This window comes from Mesorhizobium sp. M4A.F.Ca.ET.022.05.2.1 (genome assembly GCF_003998845.1).
In the GTDB taxonomy this organism is placed as follows: Bacteria; Pseudomonadota; Alphaproteobacteria; order Rhizobiales; family Rhizobiaceae; genus Mesorhizobium.
The window spans coordinates 1-22,516 of the sequence record NZ_RZOJ01000058.1 but is presented as its reverse complement, the minus strand read 5'-3'; the positions used below and the strand labels follow the sequence as shown (position 1 = coordinate 22,516).

25 protein-coding genes are annotated in these 22,516 nt (G+C 61.5%); 18 read left to right on the top strand and 7 right to left on the bottom strand.

All coding sequences use genetic code 11. The features are described from left to right. The 4 genes from EN745_RS09625 to EN745_RS09610 form a co-directional block, all read left to right on the top strand. The coding region (locus EN745_RS09625; protein ID WP_127421142.1) for a type I secretion C-terminal target domain-containing protein at positions 1–354 on the top strand (354 nt) is incomplete at its 5' end. Between the two features lie 75 nt (positions 355–429). Beyond that, positions 430–798, top strand: coding sequence for a hypothetical protein (locus EN745_RS09620; protein WP_126056484.1), 369 nt, complete (start codon positions 430–432; stop codon positions 796–798). Positions 799–934: 136 nt separating this feature from the next. Continuing rightward, the gene (locus tag EN745_RS09615) at positions 935–1,627 is read left to right on the top strand and encodes a transglycosylase SLT domain-containing protein (protein WP_127421141.1); all 693 of its coding nucleotides are present in this window, start codon (positions 935–937) and stop codon (positions 1,625–1,627) included. Positions 1,628–1,817: 190 nt separating this feature from the next. Continuing rightward, positions 1,818–3,026: an ABC transporter substrate-binding protein gene (locus EN745_RS09610; RefSeq protein WP_127421140.1), complete on the top strand. Its 1,209-nt coding sequence runs from the start codon at positions 1,818–1,820 to the stop codon at positions 3,024–3,026. A gap of 14 nt (positions 3,027–3,040) precedes the next feature. Here the strand turns inward: EN745_RS09610 and EN745_RS09605 are convergent, their stop codons facing one another. The 6 genes from EN745_RS09605 to EN745_RS09580 all read right to left on the bottom strand — a co-directional run bounded on the left by EN745_RS09605 (position 3,041) and on the right by EN745_RS09580 (position 8,688). Further along, positions 3,041–3,580 (bottom strand): prepilin peptidase, encoded by a 540-nt coding sequence (locus EN745_RS09605; RefSeq protein WP_127421139.1) that lies wholly within the window; start codon positions 3,578–3,580, stop codon positions 3,041–3,043. A gap of 1 nt (position 3,581) precedes the next feature. After that, on the bottom strand, positions 3,582–4,130 hold the full coding sequence (locus tag EN745_RS09600) for a tetratricopeptide repeat protein (RefSeq protein ID WP_189363002.1): 549 nt from the start codon (positions 4,128–4,130) through the stop codon (positions 3,582–3,584). Positions 4,131–4,184: 54 nt separating this feature from the next. Beyond that, positions 4,185–5,135 (bottom strand): type II secretion system F family protein, encoded by a 951-nt coding sequence (locus tag EN745_RS09595; RefSeq protein ID WP_127421138.1) that lies wholly within the window; start codon positions 5,133–5,135, stop codon positions 4,185–4,187. Between the two features lie 15 nt (positions 5,136–5,150). Next, positions 5,151–6,122, bottom strand: a complete 972-nt coding sequence (locus EN745_RS09590; RefSeq protein ID WP_127421137.1) for a type II secretion system F family protein — start codon at positions 6,120–6,122, stop codon at positions 5,151–5,153. Beyond that, positions 6,122–7,507, bottom strand: coding sequence for a CpaF family protein (locus tag EN745_RS09585; protein WP_127421143.1), 1,386 nt, complete (start codon positions 7,505–7,507; stop codon positions 6,122–6,124). The genes EN745_RS09590 and EN745_RS09585 overlap by 1 nt, the downstream gene beginning before the upstream one ends. Before the next feature lie 113 nt (positions 7,508–7,620). Then, a complete protein-coding gene (locus EN745_RS09580) occupies positions 7,621–8,688 on the bottom strand; it encodes a phosphatase PAP2 family protein (protein ID WP_127421136.1) in 1,068 nt (355 codons plus the stop codon). 569 nt (positions 8,689–9,257) lie between these two features. Between EN745_RS09580 and EN745_RS09575 the strand changes: the two genes are divergently transcribed. The 10 genes from EN745_RS09575 to EN745_RS09530 all read left to right on the top strand — a co-directional run bounded on the left by EN745_RS09575 (position 9,258) and on the right by EN745_RS09530 (position 17,508). Next, a complete protein-coding gene (locus EN745_RS09575) occupies positions 9,258–9,437 on the top strand; it encodes a Flp family type IVb pilin (protein WP_127421135.1) in 180 nt (59 codons plus the stop codon). Positions 9,438–9,521: 84 nt separating this feature from the next. Continuing rightward, positions 9,522–10,562, top strand: coding sequence for a Flp pilus assembly protein CpaB (gene cpaB / locus EN745_RS09570; RefSeq protein WP_127421134.1), 1,041 nt, complete (start codon positions 9,522–9,524; stop codon positions 10,560–10,562). Between the two features lie 54 nt (positions 10,563–10,616). Further along, a complete protein-coding gene (locus EN745_RS09565) occupies positions 10,617–12,059 on the top strand; it encodes a type II and III secretion system protein family protein (RefSeq protein ID WP_127421133.1) in 1,443 nt (480 codons plus the stop codon). 4 nt (positions 12,060–12,063) lie between these two features. Further along, positions 12,064–12,345 carry a hypothetical protein gene (locus EN745_RS09560; protein WP_245487679.1) on the top strand — a complete coding sequence of 94 codons (282 nt, stop codon included), beginning with the start codon at positions 12,064–12,066 and terminating at the stop codon, positions 12,343–12,345. A gap of 63 nt (positions 12,346–12,408) precedes the next feature. Further along, entirely contained in the window at positions 12,409–13,944 is a 1,536-nt protein-coding gene (locus tag EN745_RS09555) for a pilus assembly protein TadG-related protein (RefSeq protein ID WP_127421131.1), read from the top strand. After that, positions 13,944–14,486 (top strand): TadE/TadG family type IV pilus assembly protein, encoded by a 543-nt coding sequence (locus EN745_RS09550; RefSeq protein ID WP_127421130.1) that lies wholly within the window; start codon positions 13,944–13,946, stop codon positions 14,484–14,486. Before EN745_RS09555 ends, EN745_RS09550 begins: the two co-directional genes overlap by 1 nt. A 41-nt stretch (positions 14,487–14,527) precedes the next feature. Next, positions 14,528–15,115 carry a TadE/TadG family type IV pilus assembly protein gene (locus EN745_RS09545; RefSeq protein WP_245487677.1) on the top strand — a complete coding sequence of 196 codons (588 nt, stop codon included), beginning with the start codon at positions 14,528–14,530 and terminating at the stop codon, positions 15,113–15,115. After that, positions 15,112–16,275 (top strand): AAA family ATPase, encoded by a 1,164-nt coding sequence (locus tag EN745_RS09540; protein WP_127421128.1) that lies wholly within the window; start codon positions 15,112–15,114, stop codon positions 16,273–16,275. The genes EN745_RS09545 and EN745_RS09540 overlap by 4 nt, the downstream gene beginning before the upstream one ends. A 55-nt stretch (positions 16,276–16,330) precedes the next feature. After that, on the top strand, positions 16,331–16,948 hold the full coding sequence (locus EN745_RS09535; protein ID WP_127421127.1) for a L,D-transpeptidase: 618 nt from the start codon (positions 16,331–16,333) through the stop codon (positions 16,946–16,948). A gap of 2 nt (positions 16,949–16,950) precedes the next feature. Then, on the top strand, positions 16,951–17,508 hold the full coding sequence (locus tag EN745_RS09530; protein ID WP_245487676.1) for a hypothetical protein: 558 nt from the start codon (positions 16,951–16,953) through the stop codon (positions 17,506–17,508). A 36-nt stretch (positions 17,509–17,544) separates the two neighbouring features. Here the strand turns inward: EN745_RS09530 and EN745_RS09525 are convergent, their stop codons facing one another. After that, complete coding sequence (locus EN745_RS09525; protein WP_127421125.1) at positions 17,545–18,081, bottom strand: hypothetical protein; 537 nt, start codon at positions 18,079–18,081, stop codon at positions 17,545–17,547. A gap of 231 nt (positions 18,082–18,312) precedes the next feature. On the opposite strand from EN745_RS09525, the gene EN745_RS09520 reads away from it, so the two are divergent. The 4 genes from EN745_RS09520 to EN745_RS36895 all read left to right on the top strand — a co-directional run. Continuing rightward, positions 18,313–19,020, top strand: coding sequence for a thermonuclease family protein (locus EN745_RS09520; RefSeq protein ID WP_127421124.1), 708 nt, complete (start codon positions 18,313–18,315; stop codon positions 19,018–19,020). 220 nt (positions 19,021–19,240) lie between these two features. Beyond that, positions 19,241–19,987, top strand: coding sequence for a GGDEF domain-containing protein (locus tag EN745_RS09515; RefSeq protein WP_245487675.1), 747 nt, complete (start codon positions 19,241–19,243; stop codon positions 19,985–19,987). A 215-nt stretch (positions 19,988–20,202) separates the two neighbouring features. Beyond that, positions 20,203–22,335, top strand: a complete 2,133-nt coding sequence (locus EN745_RS36900; protein ID WP_127421122.1) for a CHASE domain-containing protein — start codon at positions 20,203–20,205, stop codon at positions 22,333–22,335. Then, positions 22,313–22,516: histidine kinase dimerization/phospho-acceptor domain-containing protein (locus EN745_RS36895; RefSeq protein WP_281034766.1), on the top strand; the 204-nt coding region annotated here is incomplete at its 3' end. The genes EN745_RS36900 and EN745_RS36895, both read left to right, overlap by 23 nt.

Sequence of the window (22,516 nt, the reverse complement as noted above, 5' to 3'; positions counted from 1 at the left end):
CTGATCGGCGGGACCGGTCAGGATACGCTTACCGGCAGCACAGGTGCCGATACGTTCAAGCTCGACGGCCTGGATATCAAGGACCTGATCGTCGACTACAGCGGTGTCGGCGGGCAAGGCGACAAGATCGACCTGACGTCCCTGTTCGACACAGCGCCCGGCGGCGCCAATGTCGCAGACTTCGTCAACTACAATGCGGCCACCGGCACGCTCAGCGTCGATACCGACGGCACCGCCAACGGCGCCAATTTCGTCGACGTGGCGACGCTGCAGAACCTGCCGGCGGCCAACACCATCACGCTGCTCTACGACGATGGGACAACCACGCATACGACGACGGCAAATGTGGTCTAGCGGCATGGCGCAACGGGACTTAGCCATGCTATGTATTAGCAACTCGAATATTAGGATTCTGGAGGGGACTTTATCATGAAGCGTTCCGCAAGACTGCTGGTCTCAGCCGCGGCACTGTTGCTGGTCGGATCGGCAGGGCGTGCCGCCGACATCATCGAAGGCCCGGCGGCCGATTACTGCCGCACCGTCGGGACTTCCAACCTGGTGCTGACCGACAACATCGTCGACCTCAAGGCCCAGGTGGTGAAACTGATGGACGAGTCGGTCGCCGTCGCCAAAAGCCCGGAGTGGATCAACTCGTCGCGCCCCGCCTTCGTCTGGGCTTCGGAAGCCAAGGCCTACTGCGGCATGGCCTATGGCTACCTGAAGACGAACTACAAGGACGAAGACACGCTCAACAAATGCGAGTGCTTCCACGATCGCATGGTCGAATACATGCACTGACCGCCAGCACGCCGGCCGGCTGGCGATGACGGAAAAGAGAAAACTGTCGAGGGCGATCGCCGCAGCGGTCGCCCAAGGTTTTTTGCTTGTCGCGGATTCTTGCCGGAAAAGCGTCGAACGCTTTTCCGGAATCTGCATGGCCGGCTTTGTCCTGCTGGGCACGAATGCCGGCGCCTCGGAACGATCCTCCGTCGAGCGGATGGCCGACCGGCCGCGACAGACCGGCTGCGCCGCCAGCGGGGCATGGACGCGCGACGCGTTCAAGGCCTATGCCAGCTGCCAGGCATCGATCTACGGGCTGGAGCCGGTGCTGGCGCATGCGGTGATGGAGATCGAAAGCGGCTTCGACCCGCAGGCGCGCGGCGCTGACGGCGAGGTCGGATTGATGCAGGTGATGCCGGCGACGGCGCGCATGCTGGGCTTCCGCGGCTCGCTCGACGAACTCAGCCTGCCCGCCACCAACATCGCGCTTGGCGTCGAATATCTGGCGCTGGCCAACAAGCTGGCCGCGGGCGATCTTTGCACCACCGTGATGAAATACCGCGCCGGCCACAATGAGAACCGGTTCTCCGCGCTTTCGGTGCGCTACTGCGAGCGGGCGCGCGCGATCCTGACCAGGGAAGGACTGCCGGTGACGGGACCCTTGCCGGTGGCGACGTTCGGCTTTTCGGCGCTATCGGGCGCCGACGCCAGCCCCGCCGGCGAGAGCCGCATCTGCGTGCGCCGGATCTTGGTGCCGGGACCGCGCTACATGCGGTGCGCCGATTACCGGAGCGCCGGCCGGGCCAGGCGGATCAGGGCGCTGCGGGCGCAGCTGTTCGACGGCTAGCCGGAGCAATTCCAGGAAGCGCCTTTCCACCCGGAATTGCGTCGAAACAAAGAGGTGGAGCGGCGTGATTTTCCGTGAAACGATGAACCGCTCCGGGAGAGGCCGGAATTCGAAGCAGCGCAAGGCGTGCCGCGGGATGGGACCCGGGAACGTTGTCGCCACGACCGGCGGCACACAGGATGGAGCGATCATGAAACTTGGCCGGCGGCTTTCCTGCCCGTGGACACGGGCGATGGCGCTCGCATTTTTGGCTGCCGTTTCGGGCTGCCAGTCGAAAGGCAGCGTCAGCGAGGCGCTCGACCCGGCCGCGGTCGCGTCGCCCGGCACGCCGGCCGGCGGCGCCATTGCCGCCGCGCCGCAGGCGGTAACGGCGACGCAGTCGCTCGGCACGGGGCCGGCCAAGATCATCATGCTGTTGCCGCTGTCGGCCCCGGGAAGTGCCGGCGAAGACGGCAGGAAGATGCTCGATGCCGCCAAGCTCGCCATGGCCGACCTCGGCAACAACTTGCTGACGCTGACCGTGGAGGATACGCGCGGAGACCCCGGCCAGGCCAAGGACCTGGCGATCAAGGCGATAACGACGGGGTCGAAAGTCGTCATCGGCCCGACCGAACTGCCGGCCGCGCAGCACATCGCCAAGCTGTCGGGCTCGACGCGGCCGCCGGTGCTGGCGCTGGCCGACAATTTTGCCGGCGGCCCCGGTGTCTATGCCGTGCGCCTCAGCGAGGCCGACAGCGCGGCGGCTGGCGCGGCGGCCGTCGCCGCCAAGGGCGCCAAGAAATTCGTCCTGCTGGTGGCGGCGGGCAGCGATGCCGCGGCAATCGAAAAGCGCGTCGCCAACGGCCTTAGCATCTATGGCGCGGCGCTTGCCGTCACCCTGCCCTATGCGCCGGCCGACGGCGGCGCCAAGGCGGTCAACGACATGGGCTCGCTGGTGGAGGCGCCCGATGCGGTGATCGTGGCCAGCGGAGACGCTAGCCCTACACCGCTGCTTGCGGCGCTGAAGGCAAAGGGCATTCCCGGCAAGACGGTCTCGCTCATCGGAACCAACCGCTGGCTGGAGCGGCCGATGGATCTGTCGTTCGAAGGCGCCTATATCGCAACGCTCGACCAGGGCGAGACCGGGCCGATCGCCGACCGCTTCAAGGCGACGTTCAACTATCCGGCCGACGTCAACGTCGCCTATGCCTATGATATGGTCGCGCTGACGGCGGGGATTGCGAGCGCCGTCGGGCCGAACGGCTTCAGCAAGCAGGTGCTGGAAAATGCCAGCGGCTTCCGCGGCTCGACCGGCCTGTTCCGCTTCCGCGCCGACGGCTCAAGCCAGCGCACGATGCCGTTCTACCGGGTCGAGAAGGGCGCGCTGAAGCTGGTCGAGAAGTCGACGGCGGGGTTTTGAGGGGGAGCGAAACGTCAGTTGAGCTGCTGCAGAATTCCGGAGCTGCTGGCCAACATGACACTCCCGTAGACCTGGAAAGCGATCGAGCAGATCGCCGCGACGGAGATCGGCACACCGTATGGCACGACTCCCTTGCGGTCCAGGTGCTGTGCGTAAACGCGGAACGCACCCTCCGGCAGCATGAACGGGAATTTTATGACTGCCGCAGTAGCAATTGCAAACAGCAGCAGCAGTATCGAGTAAACGGCGAGGCCACTGCCGCCGATCAAAAACGGCATGACCGCCATCAGCTTGACGTCGCCGCCGCCGACTTTGCGCAAAGCCCAGAATGGGAAGAGGACGACGAACAGCAAAAGGCCCGCGAGCGCGCTCAAGCCCATGTCCCACCACGATCCGGCCGCGACTGACAGCAGTTGTAGGGAGCCCAGGCCCAGGCAAAGCAACAGCAGCACATTCTGATTGGATATCTTCTGCGTCGTGAAGTCGATCCAGGCGATCCTGACGAGCAAAGGAATGGCCAGTGCCTTGAGCAGCAGCGATGCGGCCAGCAACATGCTAGCGCTCGATGTTCTGCACGCTGGAGGACAGGAGCTTCAAATTGTTGGCAACGGTCGGGTCGTTCGGCGCGAGCTCATAGGCCTTGAGGAAGTTAGTGCGCGCATTCTGCAGCTTGCCGCGCAGCAGATAGGAATAGCCGAGATTGTTATAATATTCGGGCGTGCCGCCAAGCAGCTTGAAGGCGCGGCTATAGGCCAGATCGGAGAGGTCGAAGCGGCGAATGCGGTCGCAGGAGGCGGCAAGACCCAGCCAGGCAACACCATCATTGGGGGCAAGTCGCGTGGCCTTGTAGAAGAGCGCGCCGGCATTGCCGTAGTTTTCAGAGCGGAACTGCGTTTTGGCCTCGGCGACGGCCTGGTCCGAAGCATAGTAGTCGACATCGCTGACTGTCTTCAGCCCATCGAATGTATCGCCAAAGGACGTGACATCGCCTTTCGCGGGTTCGTTGGTGCGAACGACGCCCATGCTGCTATCGGTCGACTGGCAACCGGCCAGCACGATAAGAAGCACGCTGGCAGCGGCAGCGAGGCGTATTGGCCCTGTCATTTTGTCCCCCAGGGTTCCTGCGACTCGGTAATTAGAACCAAAGCATATGACGGCTTAGAAGAAAACACCCTTCATACGGATGATTACGGGTAGCATAACGACCATCATCACGACTGGAAAGATGCAGAGCCCCAATGGAATCATCATCTTAACCGGCAGCGAGTTGGCGCGCTCCTCGGCGCGGAGAATTCGCTGACTACGCATTTCATCGCTATAAATGCGCAAGGCCTCTGTCAGGCTGGTGCCGAGTTCTTCGGACTGACGAAACAACACGGCCAAAGAGCGTGCTTCCTCGAGACCGATGCGATCCGCGAGTTCGCGCAATGCTTCGCGAAGCGGCTTGCCGGCCCGCATTTGCAAATTCATGATCGAGAGCTGGATGCCCAGCCATTTGTGAGTGCCGGCCAACTCGGCGCCGACACGTTCGACCGCTGCCTCCAGGCTCATGCCGGCATCGGCGCAGGTGATCATCATATCCATGAAATCCGGAAAGCCGCGGCGATAGATTTGTTTTTGGGCATTCTCGAAGCGATCGAGAGCGATGCTCGGAATGACGATGCAGGCGAGCCCAAACAGCGCCGCGCCAGCAAACGCGACGAAGCCAGGCACTTGCGGCGGCAGCACGTTGGAGAGGATTGCGTAGATCCCCAGGAAGCCAATACAGACTGCGGCCAAGCGAGACAGGGTATAAACTATCGGCGCGCTAGGTTGATAAAAGCCGGCCCGAAAGAGTTTGATCTCCAGAGCATTCGGCTCGCCGCGCTCCTTCTCCAAAGCACGGAAATAGGCGTCGACCGGCCGCTGTGCCGAAATCCTGTTGAGCTCTTGCTGCGCAGTCAGTGATCGGCGGCTGGAAATCCCCTCGGCGAGGAGAGTTTGCGCCACCAACTTTCTCGTCTGGAAAACCGGAGTCAGGATCAGGGCAATCAAAATAAAGAGCGTCGCCACCGCAAGGAAGACGGCTAGCGAAAGCAGCGTGGCCGAGTTTCCGATGTTACTCAACAGTCTATGTCCCGTTTCTCAAAAATCGAAATTGACCATGCGGTACATGATGAAATCGCCAAGCAGCGCCCACAGACCAAAGATCAGGAACACCGGCATGAGGATCGGACTATCCCAGACATCGCCATAGTAACTCGGCGCAATGAGTGTCAGGATGCCAAACATCAGGAGCGGAAACAGCGAGATGATCCAGGCCGACATACGGCCCTCGGCGGAGAGCGCCCTGATCTTCAGTCGCAGCTTTCGCCGCTCGCGCAACACAGAAGCCAGATTGGACAGAATTTCAGTGAGGTTGCCGCCGGTTTTCGCCTGGATGGACAGCGACACCGAAAGCAGGTGCAGACCCTCGAAGCCAACACGCTCCGACAGTTTTCGAATAGCCTGTTCGAGGCTCAGGCCGAAGCTGATTTCGTCGGAAACAATGCCGAATTCGGTACCGAGCGGGTCGGCCATTTCGCGCGCGACAAGGCCGATGGCCACCGTCGTTGGATGACCGGCGCGCAGCGACCGGACAATCATGTCGAGGGCGTCGGGAAGCTGGGCCGCGAACTTCTGAATTCGCTTGTTGCGCGCGCGTCGCAGCACGAGAAGCGGCAAAGCGAAAGCGATAAGCAGGAAGGTCACCGTGGCCGTAAGAACCGAGAAACCAAACAGTAGCGCCAGCAGTAGCGCCATCACCAGCCCCGCGAGCACGAACACTATGGCGAATGCGAGCGGATTCCCGGTTATGCCGGACTGCGTATAGAGCCGGTTGAGAGAGACAGCGCCGAAAATAAAGTCACCAGATGCCGTCAGCCCGCGTTCCTGCAGCAGCCCTTGCAGGCTCTCCTCGGCCGGCGCCTCTTCTCCAAGTCTCTGCAAGCGCCGATTTATGATTCCCACTCGCGCGCGCCGTCCGGCAAAGGACATGTAAAATGCCTCCGCGGCGAGGATGACGGAAGCTGCGGCTAGCACATAGATGAAGTAAAGTAATGTCTGGCCGGTCAACATCAGAGCGGAACCTGCGGATTGAAAGCGTCCCTGGCAAAATGATGCCCAAGCGTCGCCACCTCCTGCGCGAAGCGTGGGCGAACGCCGGTGGCGCGAAAATCACCTATGATCGTACCGTCGGCGCCGACATCGCGACGGACGAAATGATAGATTTCCTGGAGCTGCACGACATTGCCTTCCATGCCGGTGAGTTCCGATATGGAAACGACGCGCCTGCCGCCATCCGATAGACGCTGCGTCTGCACGATAATGTCGATGGCCGAAGCGATCTGCGCGCGAATGGATTCATTTGTCATCGGCATACCGGCCATGCCGACCATCTGCTCCAGCCTCGAAATCGCATCGCGCGGTGTGTTGGCGTGGATGGTGGTCATCGAGCCTTCATGGCCGGTGTTCATCGCCTGCAGCATGTCGAAGGCTTCCTCGCCGCGAACCTCGCCAACGATAATGCGATCGGGCCGCATGCGCAGCGCGTTCTTCAGGAGTTCGCGCTGGCGAACCTCGCCCTTGCCCTCGATGTTGGGCGGCCGGGTCTCCAGTCGTCCAACATGCGGCTGCTGCAATTGCAGTTCTGCCGCATCCTCGATTGTAACGAGGCGCTCCTTGGCCGGGATGTAGCTGGATAGCGCGTTGAGCAGGGTCGTCTTGCCGCTGCCGGTGCCGCCGGAAACCAAGATCGACTTGCGCGCCTGAACGGCAATCCGCAGCAATTCGACCATTGGCGGCCGGATCGAATTGAACGCGATCAGACGCTCGAGCGAATAAGGGTGCTTGGAGAATTTGCGGATCGATACCAGCGGGCCGTCAACCGAAATCGGCCGCACCGCGATGTTGACGCGCGAACCGTCTTCCAGGCGGGCATCCACCATTGGCGCCGACTCGTCAACTCGGCGACCGATCGCCGACACGATCTTGTTGACGACGCGCAGCAGGTGCGCCTCATCGCGGAAGCGGATCGAGGTTTCCTCCAGCACACCGCGGCGCTCGATAAAGACGTGCTTATGAGTATTGATCAATATGTCTGCAATCGAATCGTCCTTGAGCAGAGGTTCGATCGGCCCGAGACCGAGCATTTCATCAGCCGTGTCGCTGGTCAGTTGATCGAGCTCACGGGCATTTAGCGGCACGTTTCTCCCGCGGACAAATTCCCGCACGATCGGCCGGATCTCGTCCAGGATCTCGTCCTTGGAGGCGTTTTCAAGAGCCGTCAGATTGAACCGGTCGATGAGATGGCGATGCAGCTCGACCTTGAGCGCCAGGAATTCGTCACCATCCGGTGCCAAATCCGTTGTCGCCGCTATTGGCGTTGCGGCGGGCTGATCCACGCGCTGGATAGCCTGCTGGGCCGGCTGCTCCGGGGGCGACTTGAGGAAGCGGCCTAACATCTCACGCACCTCTCAACCTACCCAAACGACATGGCTTTGTGAACTTCGGCGTGCATAGACTTTGGCCCACTTTGATTTCATTGCTTGTGGAGTAAGCCATGGTCAGACGCATCTCAGGCCTCCTTTTGTGTAGATTGCGCATGCTCGCCACTGGCCGCTATTTGCATTGGCGCATGAGCTATCCACCAAACGACTTTGATGGAAATCGCAGCAATTGCGAACCCCGCCAGCACGTCAATCAAGTAGTGGCTCCCCTGAGGCACTGTCGCCAGGATCAGCATCGCGTTCAGCCCATAGATGGGAACGGAGACATAGCGAATGCCTCGCACGGAATAGGCGAATAGTACAGCCAGGGCTGAGTGGAACGAGGGAAAAGTCACCAAGCCCTCCGGATGCTCGATCAGGAATGGCTGCAACGTCCGTAGCGCATGAAGCTGTTCCAGATGTCGCGTGGACGCGCCGGAGCCGAAAGACCTCAAAATATCCGTCGCCGGATGATAGAAGTTGAAAGCCCCCGCCGCCGGCACGGCAATCACGACAAGGCAGGTCAGACAACCGGCGAGCCCATACAGAGCAATGAATTCGAGAAGGCGACTGGATCGGCCGGTCAAGGCCAGGATGGCCGGCAGCAAGAGGAGCTGCACCTGCAAGCTGCGATACGCCATCGAAAGCGCCGCTGCGATCGATGGATGGTCGTTCAGCAGACTGACATAGGCCATCCAGTCAAATCCCAAAGCAGCATCGCTTGCCGCCAAATAGCGATCCATCAGCGGTCGGTCGGTTGCGCTCGCCAAATAGGAGAACAGCAAGAGCGCGATGCTTAGCGCAGCCGTGACAGTCCAAGCAGCGACCGCAGTCTGCAGCCGGGCTGCAATTTCGCGCGACCGGTCACGAAACCGAAAGGGTGTCTTTCGAAGCTGGTACCGGATTCCACCGAGAGCCGCCCACAGGACGACTAATGGAGATGCAGCCATCGTGGCTAGCCAGAGGACCTTGTTTGGGTCGATGCTCGAAAAGGGAAGCCAGATCAGATCTACGATCACAATTCCTGCAAGCAAGGCCAAAATGATGACGGCAAGTCGACTGTTCCGAAAATGGATCGCTACTTCTTTAGGCGATCGATGCTGACGGCGGCCTGCTTCGACCCCCCACAGATCACGCGCTGGGCCAGGCGCGCGCATTAGTAGGTGCTCCTCGCTCGCTACCTGCCTCGCCTGCGACCCGCCCACCACGATGCGCTAGCCCTTCCCAAACTGCGTGCTGCGGAAACTAACTGTTAACCACGAGCGGGACAAGCGTCGAGCAGAGGGAAGAGCGGACAATACTGCAACATAGTTAAAATGACGGCTCAAGAAAATCGTTTTCATTTGACCCTCGCGCGCCGCCATTCCCAACGCCTCCCGGCCTCACGGAATGTGTCGCTTTGCAACATGCGAATCTCACGCCGTACACCGCCGCAAACCATTCCATATAATGGATTATGCACATACTCTAATATGATGAGGCTACCGCTATGGGTGCAGCGAAATTGTGAACGAATGGTTAAGGACGCTTGAAAAATTAATCGAATCAATCCCTTGTCAAAATTGAACTGGCTTCCGTCCAGGTATTCGAAGGTTAAGGAACTGTTAATCTCGTTTGACTCTGCTTTTCGTCGGGATTTAGATCAAGTCGACGGGGGATGCTTGGGTATGGGGTTCATCCTTAGGCTCGTCTCGTCGGGTTCAAACCTCCAAAGGGAGAAATTGGCATGAAGAAGCTCATGACGATGACCCGGCAGTTCCGCGATGACGAAAACGGCGCTGCGATGGTCGAATATACTATTCTGCTCGGCATCATCACTGTGGCCGTGATTGCTACCGTGGTGCTGGTCGGCGGATGGGTGAGCACCAAGTGGACCAACCTTTACGCTGCTATTTCGGGTCACTGATTAGTAGCCATTACAATGTCATCGACGCCCGGGATTCCTGGCGTCGATGACTCTAAGCTAGTGGGCAGCCTAGGGGGCTTGGCAATGCGCGCAAACACCGTAATTATGATCGTCCTTGCCGCCGTATTCGGCGTACTGGCGGTCGTGCTGGTCAATATGTGGCTGGCCGGCCAGCGGAGTGCGCTGGCACAGTCCGGTGGCGTCCAACGCGACACAGTGGTCGTAGCGGCAGTGGCGCTGAAGTTTGGCGACACGCTGTCGGAAGACAAGCTGCGCGAAGTAGCCTGGCCGTCCGGCGCGGTTCCCACCGGCGCTTTCAAGACAACAAAGGATTTGCTGGCCGGCGAAGGCGCGAAGCAGGCGCTTCAGGCGATCGGAGTCAACGAACCCGTTCTTGCCACCAAGATCACCGGCCCCGGCCAGCGCGCCACGCTTTCGGCGGTGCTCGGCGAAGGCATGAAGGCCGTTTCCATCCGTGTCAACGATGTGCTCGGCGTCGCCGGATTTGTCTTCCCTGGCGACCGTGTGGACATCCTGCTGACACGCAAAGTGCGCGGCGATGGCGGCGCCGACAAGAGTTTTGTCGACGTCTTGCTGCAGAGTATCAAGGTACTCGCCGTCGATCAGGTAGCCGATGAAAGCACCGAAAGTCCTACCGTGGTGAAAGCGGTGACAGTCGAAGTCAGCACCAAGGACGCGCAGAAGCTTACGCTCGCGGCCGACGCCGGCCAGCTGTCGCTGGCGCTGCGCCAGGCGGCAGCCAGCAAGGGCGAAGAGACCGCGCGTATTACACTTTCCGATCTTACCGGGGATACGCCGGACGATGTCGCCAAAAGGCAGGCTGAACTCGCCAAGCAGGCAGCAGCCGAAGCCCAGGCGGCAGCCGAGCGCAAACGCGCCGACGACAAGCTGGCCGGGCTGGCCCAGGCCGTTGAACGGGTAGGCAGCAAGCTCGACGATCTGAGCAAGGTCACGCCGGCCCCGGCTGTTGCATCTGCGCCGCAGGTGCAAGAAGTTGTGAAGGAAGTGGTCAAATACGTACAGCCGGAACCGCCGGCACGCGCGACAGTCGGTGTGTTTCGAGGTATAAAACTCGAGACATACGATGTGCCGCGACAAAAATAACGTTGGCACTAGGATAGGCGGAGTCCGAATCAGCCAACGAGGGGGTAAGCGTAGATGCGTAAGTTCTGGGGACCACTTACGGCAGCCGCCTTGGCCTTGTCCTGTGCGTTGCCGTTGAGTTCCGCCGGTTATGCGGCAGACCGCAGCATCGATGTGTCGAGCCCAACCGTCCATCGCATCTTCGTGCCGGTATCGCAGTCGGTGACGATCCAGGTGAACTCCACCCTCGGCGACATCGCCGTGGGTGACGAGAAGATCGCCGATGCCCAGCCAATGACCGACAAGACGCTCTATGTCATCGGCAAGAGCGTCGGCACCACCACCGTCAACCTCTTTTCCGAGGACAAGCGCTCGCTGGGCACGCTCCAGGTTGAGGTCGGTCAAGACGTCAGTGACATGGCTGCGGCAATCCGCCAGGTCGCGCCTCGCGCGCGCATCGAGATCGGCTCCATCAACGGCAAGATCAGGCTGGCCGGTCACGTCAAGGATGCCGCGACGCTGGCCTCCATCGTGGAAGTCGCCCAGCAATATGGCCCCGACGCAATTATCAACTCCGTGACCATCGACGACAGCCAGCAGGTCAACCTGGAGGTGCGCATTCTGGAGGCCAAGCGCAATGCCGGTCGCGATCTTGGCGTATCGATCAGGAGCAGAAATAGCAGCGGCACCACCCGCACCGGGACGGGTATTGCGGCCGTCGACGAAGATGATGTGGTGCTGGGACCCGGGAATCTGCTTAGCGGCCTGCTTTCGAACACGAATCCCTTCGCAGCGCTGATTACCCGCGTTATCGACAGCAACATCAAGGTGGACCTTATCATCGAGGCGCTCGAGGCCAAGGGCGTAGTGCGCACGCTGGCCGAACCCAATCTGACCACGCTTTCAGGCGAGCCGGCGAGTTTCAACGCCGGCGGTGAAGTGCCCATCCGTGTCCTCGGAAATGATGGCGAGGTAACCATCACGTACAAGCAATTCGGCGTCAATCTGCTGTTCACGCCGGTCGTGCTCGACGACTCCAAGATCCATATAAAACTGGCGCCGGAAGTGAGCGACCTGACCGGCTTCACCACCGCAGGCGACCCGATCTTCACTAACCGCAAGCTGGAGACGGTGGTCGAATTGCGCGACGGTCAGAGCTTCGCAGTCGGCGGCTTGCTGTCCAGCAAGACCACCAAGTTGCAGAACCAGGTGCCGTGGCTCGGCCAGGTGCCGATCGTCGGCGCGCTATTCAAGAATTCAAGCAGCCAGAAGGAAGAAACCGAACTGGTCGTCGTTGTCACGCCGCATCTCGTGCGGCCGGTGAAGCCCAGCGATCAGGTGGCGACGCCGTTCGACAAGACGCGGCCCGCCAACGATCCTGAGTTCTTCATCCTCGGCCAGCTCGAGGTGAACAAGGACATGATCCGCAAATATGAGCATGGCGAAGGCGTCACCGGCCCATACGGCCACATGCTGGATGTGAAATCGAAGGACAAGATGCTCTATGTCAAGAAATAAGCTCTTGCTCGTCGTTTTGTGCAGCGGCCTGCTGGCAGGCTGCGCTGCCGATTATCTGAACAACTACGACACCATGACATTGGCGTCGGGCGATGCGCAGAAACACAACGCGCTCCTGCAGACGGTCGACCCGTTCAATCCGGCCTCTAACAACACCAAGATTGAAGGCGACGGCGTGCGTGCTGTCGGCGTTTTGCAAAGGTACAGAGTTCCGCCGCCTCCGCCGCCAGAGACGAACATGACAGTCAATGTCGGTGGGGCTGGTGTGACCAACGGAGCGAATTGAACAGAAGGGTGCACTGCGCCGGGCGTACGAGGGGCTCTGGCGCGAAGGGGTAGAGTTGGGGCTATGCTGCGAACCATTCGCGCGTTCTGGCACGACCAGAGGGGAATAGCGCTGATCCTCGTCAGCGTCATGCTGCCGGCGATCATCGGCTTCTCGCTGCTGGCGATCGATATGAGCCGGGTCAATAATCTCCACAACGATCTGCAGAAGGCGGCGGACGCATTTGCCCTCGCTGGCGCAGCCGAACTGGATGGCAGTAGCGGCTCGTGGGTTCGCGCCGAGCGCGCCATGGCGACGCTCGTCAGCAACGAGAGCAATTTCTCGACGGCGGGCAGGGTCCCTCTGACGGCCGGTCAACCAGGAGGGACACTCAACTGCAACAATGCCGGAAACATTTCATGGTGCTTTCTGAAGGCGATACCCGCTGCTGACAGCACCCAGATAACGGCGGCGAATCTGGCTACCTACGTGGCCGATGCCAATCGCACCGTCGGGGAAGCGGAAACGCGATTCATTCAAGTGACAGTCGCCCCTACTGGCTTCGCCGCAATTTTTCCCGCTTCATTTCTGACAGGAAATTCGGCCAGTGACAGCTTCAATGTCGGGGCCATATCGGTAGCCGGCTTTGTCTCGGGTGTCTGCAACTTCACACCTGTCTTCATCTGCAACCCCTATGAGATGGATGCAAACGGAACGAATGATGCCGGTGGCTACACGCTGGAGCAAGCCGTCTCGAACCCGGCTGTCCGCCGCCGGCTGATCGAACTGAGGAAGGTAGGAAACGGGGCGGCTGCGGGTCCGGGCAACTTCGGCTTCCTCGAGCCCCCCGCAGGTGTTGGAAATGGTGCACAGGCTCTCGCCGAGACAATCGCGACATCCACCCCGATCGGCTGCTACGAATCGGGCTCTGTTTCGAGCAAGACCGGGCAGAATGCCGGGCCGGTGCAGGACGCCTTCAACGTTCGTTTCGGCATCGATGCCAACGGCCACTTCAACTCGCCGGAATACGGCCCGGCCGCGAACGTCCGAAAAGGCGCGATTAAGACCAAAGGTGCCGCCAACCAATGCCCCTCGATGAACCAACTTTCATTTACCGAAGCTGGAACAATGGGGCTTCCACGCGATGCCACCACGCCATATATGGGTGGACGGATGGGCGACGGAGATTGGAACATTTCCGACTATTGGAGCACCAACTTCGGCTCCACCAGTCATCCGTCTTCGTGGGATACGACCAAGCCGACCCGATATGACGTCTACAAATACGAGATCGCACAAGGTCTGGTTGGGACGGCCTCGACCGGGGGCGAAATCGGAACGCCGTCGAACTCTTGTCAGCCGCCAGTCACATCAGTGGATCGTCGCCTTCTCTATGGCGCGATCCTGAATTGCAACGCGCTAGAGGCAGCGGGCAATGATCTGTCCGGCCATAGCACCAACCTGCCAGTCGAGGCATTCGGCAGCTTCTTCCTTACGGAGCCGGTTGCGTCGGCGTCGGATGACGCGTCGGTGATGGTCGAACTGGTCGACGTGACCGGCGGCGCCGGCCAAGGCACGCTCGACAACTTCCTGCGCGACGAAGCCCAGCTTTACCGGTGATGGCGATGTTCAGATCCCTGCTCCGCCATTTCGACCGATTTCGACACGACCACCGCGGGGCGGTGCTTATAGAAATGACGCTGATCGCGCCGTTGATGCTGTTTTTGTCGGCGGGCGTCTTCGAGTTCGGCAATCTGATCCACGACAAGCTGCTGATGGAGGCTGGCCTTTCGGATGCGGCACGCTTCGGGGCGCGTTGCAACAGCCAACTCTATACGGACGCCGGTCTTGCCGCGATCGATTGCGCCGACATCGCTACGAATATCGCGGTATTCGGCAAAGCGAACGCGAATCCAGCAACGGACAGTCCGCGCATCAGCGGCTGGCAGAAAGCGAATGTGACTGTGACCATCGCCGCCCCCGCCTCCTGCCGTGACGCCGTGGTTGCCGGCGTCACCAAATATCGTTCCACCACTGCACAAGTCTGCATCGTGAGGGCTGCCGGCACGTTCGCTTATGCCGGCGTCGGGATGTTATCGCTGGTCGGCGCCAGTCCCATCACTCTGAGCGGCTTTCACGAGGAGCGGTTGATCCGGTTCTGATCATGATCAGGCGCTTTGCAAAATCCGAGGACGGCGCGGCAATGGTCGAAATGACCATCGTCTCGACACTCTTGTTTGCACTCGTCCTCGGCTTTGTCGATTTCGGATTTGCTTTCTTTCAATGGAACGCCGCAACAAAGGCGGTTCAGGTTGGCGCCCGCTTGGCCTCGATTTCCGACCCAATCGCGCCGCAAATTTCGACAGCTGGCCCAACTGCGACACCGGGAGCCCCTGTAGCCGCGGGTTCCTTTGCCTATGTCTGCAACGGCGCCACTTCAACCTGCACTTGCACCGGAGCATATTGCGTCGCTGGTGTGTGGTCAGCAGCGAACTTCAATAGAATTTACTACGGTGACGACGGTGTGTGCGGTCCGGTGGCAGGCAGTCGACCCGGCATGTGTGACTTCTACTCCTTTTTGCAACCGGCCAATGTCGTCGTCACCTATACGGCCACCGGCCTCGGCTATCAGACCCGGGCGGGTGGACCGGTGCCGACGATCACCGTCAGCCTGCAGAACGTCCCGTTCCACTTCTTTTTTCTGCAGGGATTGATGGGGTTCGCAGACATCACAATGCCCTCCATGCTCAGCACGGTCACGGGCGAAGATTTGAAGAGTACCTCGCCATGAATGCTATCAACACCAAGGTCCTTCCGACCAGACGAAAGCAGGTCGCCTTGTTCTCGTCCGATCCGCAGTTCAAGCGCGAGGTGGCGACACGGCTGGACGCGCTGGCGATCTATGACGTGCAGGTCTCGGAGACAGCCGACTTCCTCAAGGGGCCGCCTGCGGATACCCGGCCGGGTATCGTCATCCTAGACCTTGGCAATGGCGAGCTGCTCGGCCAGCCGGGCATCGTCGAGGCGCGCTCCAAATGGGCGTCGGTGCCGCTGATCGCGATTTCCGATGAGTTGGCGTCGGAGCAGACGCGCGTCCTGGTGCGCATGAACGCGTCGGACTGGCTGCACAAGCCGCTTGATGCCAAGGAGCTGCTCAACGCCGTCACCTTCCACGACACCGGCAACCAGGGCACCAAGAGCCGCATCATCACCTTCATCGCCGCCAGCGGCGGCGCCGGCGCCACCACGCTTGCGCTATCGGCGGCGGAATACCTGGCGGGGAAGTCGACCGAGCGCGCGGCCTCGACCTGCCTGGTCGATCTCGATTTCCAAAGCGCCAATTGCGGCGCCTATCTCAATCAGTTCAACCAGTTCGACCTCTCGGGCATCATCGGCCAGCCGGAGCGCCTCGATGTCGAATTGATGGACGTGATCAAGCTGTCGCGCCCGTCGGGGCTCACGCTCTACTCCTTCGAGCGGCCGCAGCTGCCCTTTGAGCCGCATGGCGCCGATTTCGTTTTCCGGCTGCTCGACCTCGTCGCCTACCGGTTCGACGACATCGTCATCGACCTGCCTAACATCGAGACGCCCTGGCACAATTCCGTGCTGCAGACGAGCGACGAGATCTTCATCGTCTTCGAGCTCAACGTCGCGTCGCTCAGGCAAGGCAAGCGGCTCTACAAGAAGATCCGCGAGCTGCGCGGCAACCAGGTGAACATCACGCTGGTGGCCAACAAGCACAAGCGCAAATGGTTCGGCAACCACTTCTCGCGCAGCGAGCTGGAGAAGATCTTCAAGGCGCCGCACATCAAGTCGGTGGCGCTCGACAACGCGCTTTTGACCGACGCGCTGAATCGCGCCATTCTGCCCTCCGAAGTCGACGGGCGGGCGCGCTTCAACAAGGACCTGAAGCTGATGTTCAAGGAGCGGCTCGGCGATGCCAGTCGCTAGAGCAATTCCAGGAAAAGTGCGCAGCGGTTTTCCGTCCGGAATTGCGTCAAGACAGATGGCCGGGGCGGGTCTGCGATTCCATGAAACGCTGAACCGCTCCAGGTGGCAAATCATCCGTGCCCTCGCTTGCGCCTGCATCGCGGTGACAGCGCTGGCGTCGAGCCTGCCGCCGGCCGGGGCTAGGTCCGCGCTTGCCGACCGGCCGCCGCTGCCGGCCATGGGGCCAAGCCTGCGCAAGACGGTCGCCTTCCAGACCAGCGAACAGACCGGCACGATCATCATCCGCAAGGACGAGAAGGCGCTCTATCTGGTGACGAACCGGGGCCAGGCGCTGCGCTACCAGATCAGCGTCGGCCGCGACGGCTTCGGCTGGACCGGGACGGTCGAGGTCGGGGCCAAGACCGAATGGCCGGAATGGCGGCCGCCCAAGGAGATGCGCGCCCGCCAGCCCGAGCTGCCGGCGATGGTGCCCGCCGGGCCCTACAACCCGCTCGGCGCGCGCGCGCTCTATCTTTCACGCGGCGGACGTGACACGCTCTATCGCATACATGGCACCAACGATCCCAAGGGTGTCGGTTTCGACGGCACGTCGGGCTGCTTTCGCCTGACCAATACCGACGTGATCGATCTCTTCAAACGCGTCGCGGTGGGCGCAAAGGTGGTGGTGGAATGACTATGATCAGGGACCCGGACATTCCGGCAATCGAGCTCGGCGCTCAGGAAGCCGCCGTCGGCAAACCCAGCCGCAAAGGCACGATCGGCGTTGTCGTGGCGGGCGCCGCGCTGGTCACGCTGGTGAACCTGACCGCAGCCGTCTACCTCTACCGCGGCATCAACGACCTGCGCAGCGTGGAAGCGCGGCTGGAGCAGCTCGGCCAGTTCGAGCAACGCATTAGCGCCCGGCTCGATACCGTCAACAACGGTTTCCAGAGCCGGTTCGAAAAGCTCGACGACCAGTTGCAGGCGAAGTTCAACGAGGTCAACGGCGGTATCGCCCGGTTGGGGCAGAGCCGGCCTTCCATCGCCGACGAACCTATGGCCAGCGCTCCGGAGCCGGCAGTAGCCCCCACCAGCAGCGAGGCGGAGACGCCGGCCGTCGCCGAAAACATGGCGGACCCAGGGTCGGTCGAAATGCCACAGCCCAGGAAGCGAGCAGCGCCGCCTGCCCCGAACCCTGCCTACCAGCGTATCCAGCAGGCGGACGGCAAGGTCTACTACCGGAAAATCAACTGAGGTTGCCGGGCGTTCCGGGCGATTGAGGCAGCAGGTCTAGAAGTCCCGCTGCAGCGCGAGAATACGGATCGCGCGTGTTTCAGCGCGCTGCCGCGCTTCGCTGAGGAAGGCGACGTGGCAATAGGCGCACGCCGCAGTGCCAAGGATCAGCACCAGGCTGTTCTTCATGGTGAAATCGATCGCCAGCGAGAATGGGATGCCGCTGGGCGCGGTGAAGGCGGCAATCGTGCTCGCCGTCTCCGAATGGCTGCCGGCGGCGATCATCAGCCCAGCGAATAGAATGGCGATATGGTTGGCCAGGAAGAAGGCGGCCGATGCCTTTGCCTGGCACGCCATCCAGCAGGCGATCGCAGCAGCGGCGAGGATGGCGGCGTCAAGCGCGATCGAAGCGCCGAGATAGAGGTCGACCTGCTGCCAGAACATCGTCGCCAAGGGCCGCAGCTCCAGCCAGACCCGCCACATCGTCGGACTGGCGGGATAGGCGCCGAGCAGGAATGTCGCCGCTCGCTCAGCCGCCAGGATGAGCAGCATTAGGGCCGGAAATGCAAAGAGCAGTATCGGTTTGCGCTTCATGTCGTCCTCGACAATTCCGAGGCCAGAATAGGCAATAGAGATTGCGCAAGCCTTAACGAAGCTTAACAAGCCGCTTGCTTCGGCATCCTTCTTACCCGTGCTATGCTGGGCCGCTGGGACGCAAACGCGGGTTCAGGCGGCCGGAGCCGTTTCATCGGGGGTTGAAAGGGTGCGCTCAAGCAGTTTGCCAAGTCGGCCTTCTGTTCGACAGCAAGCTCCGGGACATCGCCGATGAGCGGCGGCGTCCCTGTGGGAAGGTCTCGCCTGGCGATCGCGTTAGGGAGTGTCGAGCTCCTGGCCGGAGTCCTGCTGATCCTTCACGCCGGCGCTTTGATCGGGGTCAACCGGGCCACGCCGGCATTGAACGTCGTCAGAAATCAGCCGCTGCCAACGGCATTGCCTGTGTTCGATGCCGGACCGCGGCAACCTGCACGCAAGATCGCCCAGGAGCTTATCGCGCCACCGCAGCTCGAAGCATCCCGGTTCGAGCGGGTCGAGCCCCGTCCGCCGCTTGGCGAACTCGGTCTCGCATACTGGCCGAAGACGCCGATGCCGGACGATTGGCGCGAGACGCGGCTCTATCGCCCGATCGCCACCTCGTCGGCGACCTTCGAGGCGATGGGGCGAACGGTGGCGATCAGCGGCACCCTCGGCATCGACCCCGACAGGAGCTGTTCCTTTCACGAAGCCGCCTGGCCGTGCGGCCAGCGCGCGCGGGCGGCCTTCAATGCCTGGCTGCGCGGGCGGGCGCTGAAATGCTTGGTGCCGCCCGATGTCGACCGCTTCACGATTGCCGCGCCCTGCAAGCTCGGCAGGCAGGATGTCGGCGCCTGGCTCGTCTCCAATGGCTGGGCGATGGCGCTGCCCGGCGGTATCTACGGCAAGGCCGAGGCAACGGCCAGAAATGCCGAGATGGGCATATTCGGACCGCCTCGCTAGTTTGCCAGTGTAACCAGGGCCCGTTCACCTTAGGCTGCCCGCCAGGCCTGCGCCAACAGCCGCCTTCGATATTTGTTTTGTTAACCCTTGCGGCGCAGTTTTCTTGGCGCGGGCCGGTTTGATCGGTCTTTCCGCACCATCGATCAAATTGTACGGATCGTCGAAACCGAAATTGCAACACACCGGCCTTATGCCAGCGCATCGGACAGGAGATTGGCCAGTGACCAAACCGACAGCGACCCCCCCTGCACAAGCCTGGAAAGATGTCGCGTGGCTGACGGTGCTGGGGACGGCCGGCTGCCTCATCCTCTCGCTCGGCCTCAACTACCTGCTTTTGTTCAGCGAGGCGCTGACGCCGTTCGCGCGCAGCGTGATCACGGCAACGCTAGTGCCGGTTGCCATCGGTCTGCCGCTGTTCCTGCTGCTCGGCTCGAAGCAGGCCGAGATCCGCCGCTATCGGCAAGAGCTCAACCGGTCGGCGACTTATGACAGGCTGACCGGCTGCCTGAACGGACCAGTCTTCACGTCGATGGTGGACAGACGGGCCGCGAAACCGTCCGAGGACGGGCCGCGCTCCGGCGCTTTCCTGGTCATCCATCCCGAGCATCTCAAATCCCTCAACCTGCGCTTCGGCCTGGAGTGGGGCGACGAGGCGCTGCGGCTCATCGCCTCGACCATCCAGTCATCGGTTCGCAAGGAGGATCTCGTCGGCCGCATTGGTACCTCGATGTTCGGCGTCTTTCTACCCGGCGCGAGCGAAAAGGACGCCAAGGATATCGGCGAACGCATCAAGGCGCGGGTGCGCGACGTCTATTTCGCGCCCAAGGGAACGGAGGACGTGCTCGCCGTTCAGGTCGGCGGCGTCATCTTCGAGCACGAGCTTGCCTTCGAGGACATGTTCCGATCGGCGGAAGAACGCCTGTCGGCCGCACAGGATCGTCTGGAATTTTCGCACCTGAGCAGCTAGGCGTCGACACGGCAGTGCGGCCGAACACGAGCGGACAGATGCAACGAGAGCGGCTCTGAAGCATATCAGCGTCTCTGCTCTGCCTTTGGCAAAGACAGTCGCAGCATTAATCGGACGTTGACTCGTTCGGCGCAATCTCGGCGGGATCGAAGCAGCGATCTGCCGAATTCTGATCCTCGTCGGGTTGGCTTACGAATGTGCGTGCTGTCGCAGGAATGAGCGAATCACTTCGTCACGCCCTGCCGGATGTCGGGGCAATCTCGGTGTTCGTGAGCGAACCGCGTTTGGTGATGATTCTTCACCCTATGCAACGCCCGCTGTCGCACGCGCTGGCCAAGATCGTCGCGGTTGCGGCTCTGTATTACCTGACCGGCCAGCTTGGGCTGCTTCTGGCCGTGCCGCCCGGCTACGCGACAATCATCTGGCCGGCATCCGGCATCGCCGTCGGGGCATTGCTCGCCTACGGGCGTTCATTGTGGCCGGGGATCTTCGTCGGATCGCTCGTGCTCAATGCCGTTATCGGCGGCGGCTATTCAGCTGAAACCGGCTGGGCGCTCGACAAGCTCGCCGTTGCCGCCGCGATTGCTGGCGGCTCGACCGCGCAGGCCCTGGTCGCGCGGTGGCTTGTCGGTCGCGTGGTCGGGATACCGATCAATCTCAGGGGCATGCGCGATATCATCGCGCTGTTCCTTGCCGCCGCTCCGTTCAGCTGCATCGTCGCGCCCTCGGTTGGCGTGACCTCCCTGTACGTCGCCGGCGTTGTTCCTCCCGCGGGCGTGGCGCACAACTGGCTCACATGGTGGAGCGGCGATGTGCTTGGCATCGTCATTTTTTTGCCAATCGTGCTCATTGCCCCCGGCGCCAAGCGCCAGCTCAGCTGGCGTGGCACACCGCTGGGCGCATTGCCGATTGCCGCGATCCTTACGCTGCTTTTGCCCCTCGGCCTGACGTTCTACGGCTGGAAGGCAAGCAACCAGTTCATCTACGATCGCAACAGCGCGATTTTCGCCCCCATGGCGATCGAAAACGAGCAGGCGCTGATGCACCGCCTGGCGTCCTACGATCAGGCCTTGCTTGGCGGCGTCGGCTTCTTCGAAGGATCGAACTCCGTGAGTGCCGAAGAGTGGCGCTCCTATGTCGATGTCCTCGACCTCAAGCGCAGCATGCCCGGCGTCAACGGCATCGGCTACATCGAAAACGTTCCGGCGGAAAAGATATCGGACTTCCTTTTACGGGCGCAGATGGCGCAGCCGCAATTCACGATCCACCCCGACGTTCCCGGCGAACCTCGCTTTATCATCACCTATATCGAGCCGCTGGCACCGAACCGTCCGGCGCCTGGGCTCAACATCGCGTTCGAGAGCAATCGCCTGGAGGGCGCGACTCTCTCGCGAGATACCGGCAAGCCGGCCATCACCAAGCGCATCGTGCTGGTGCAGGACCAGACAAAGAGCAACGGCTTCATCCTGCTCCATCCCATGTACCGCAAGAACGTGCCGCTTGGTTCGGTCGACGAGCGACGCGCGGCCCTGACCGGTTGGATTTATGCGCCCTTCGTCGCGCAGAAATTCATGAGCGGGCTGACGACGAGCGAAGACCGTTCGCTGACATTGCAGGTCTATGACGGCGACGGCGAGAACGCCGATGCATTGATCTACCAGAGTGGTGAGCCCAACCAGTCCGCGTCCGCGCCGGCGTTTTCGATACGAAAGCAGGTCGACGTGATGCAGCAGCGTTGGACACTTTCGTGGCACAGCACGCCCGCGTTCGAGCAAAGCGTCGCCAGCCGGGAGCCGCTCCTCGTGCTCGCGAGCGGCATCGTCTTCACCGCCCTGTTCGGCCTCCTGCTGTCCTTGTTCGCCCGCCGTGCCGAAACGATCAAGGTACTCGTCGATCGAAAGACGAGCGAACTGGCCGAGCGGGAAGCGCTCTATCGCCTCCTGGCGGAATACCTCGGACATGATCAGCCGCGTCGCCTTCGACGGAACGCGGCTCTACACCTCGCCTGCCTGCATGCGGCTTCTCGGCTACACGGCCGAGGAACTTCTAAATTCAAATGCGTTTTCGGATGTCCACCCAAAGCAGCGATCTCGTCTCCAGGCCGAGTATGCGAAGCTGGCGCGCGGCGAAATCGACGAATCGAAAGGCGTGTTCACGCTGCACCGCAAGGACGACGACTGGGTGCAGGCGGAAATCACCCTGCAGCTGGTGCGCGACCGGACGGAAAGCCCCGCCGAGTTGGTCGTCACCGAGCGCGACGTCACGCTTCAGGAGCAGAGAGCCGAGGAACTCAAGCTTGCCAAGGCCGAAGCGGAAATCGCCAAGATGAACGCCGAGCAGGCGAGTGAAGCCAAGACGGCCTTCCTCGCGACCATGAGCCATGAAATCCGCACGCCGCTCAACGGTGTAATCGGCTATGGCGACCTGCTGCTTTCCTCCAACGAACTGTCGGAACAAAACAGGCGCTATGCCGAGCGCATCGGCACGTCGGCCGCGGCGCTGCTTACCGTCGTCAACGATATTCTCGAC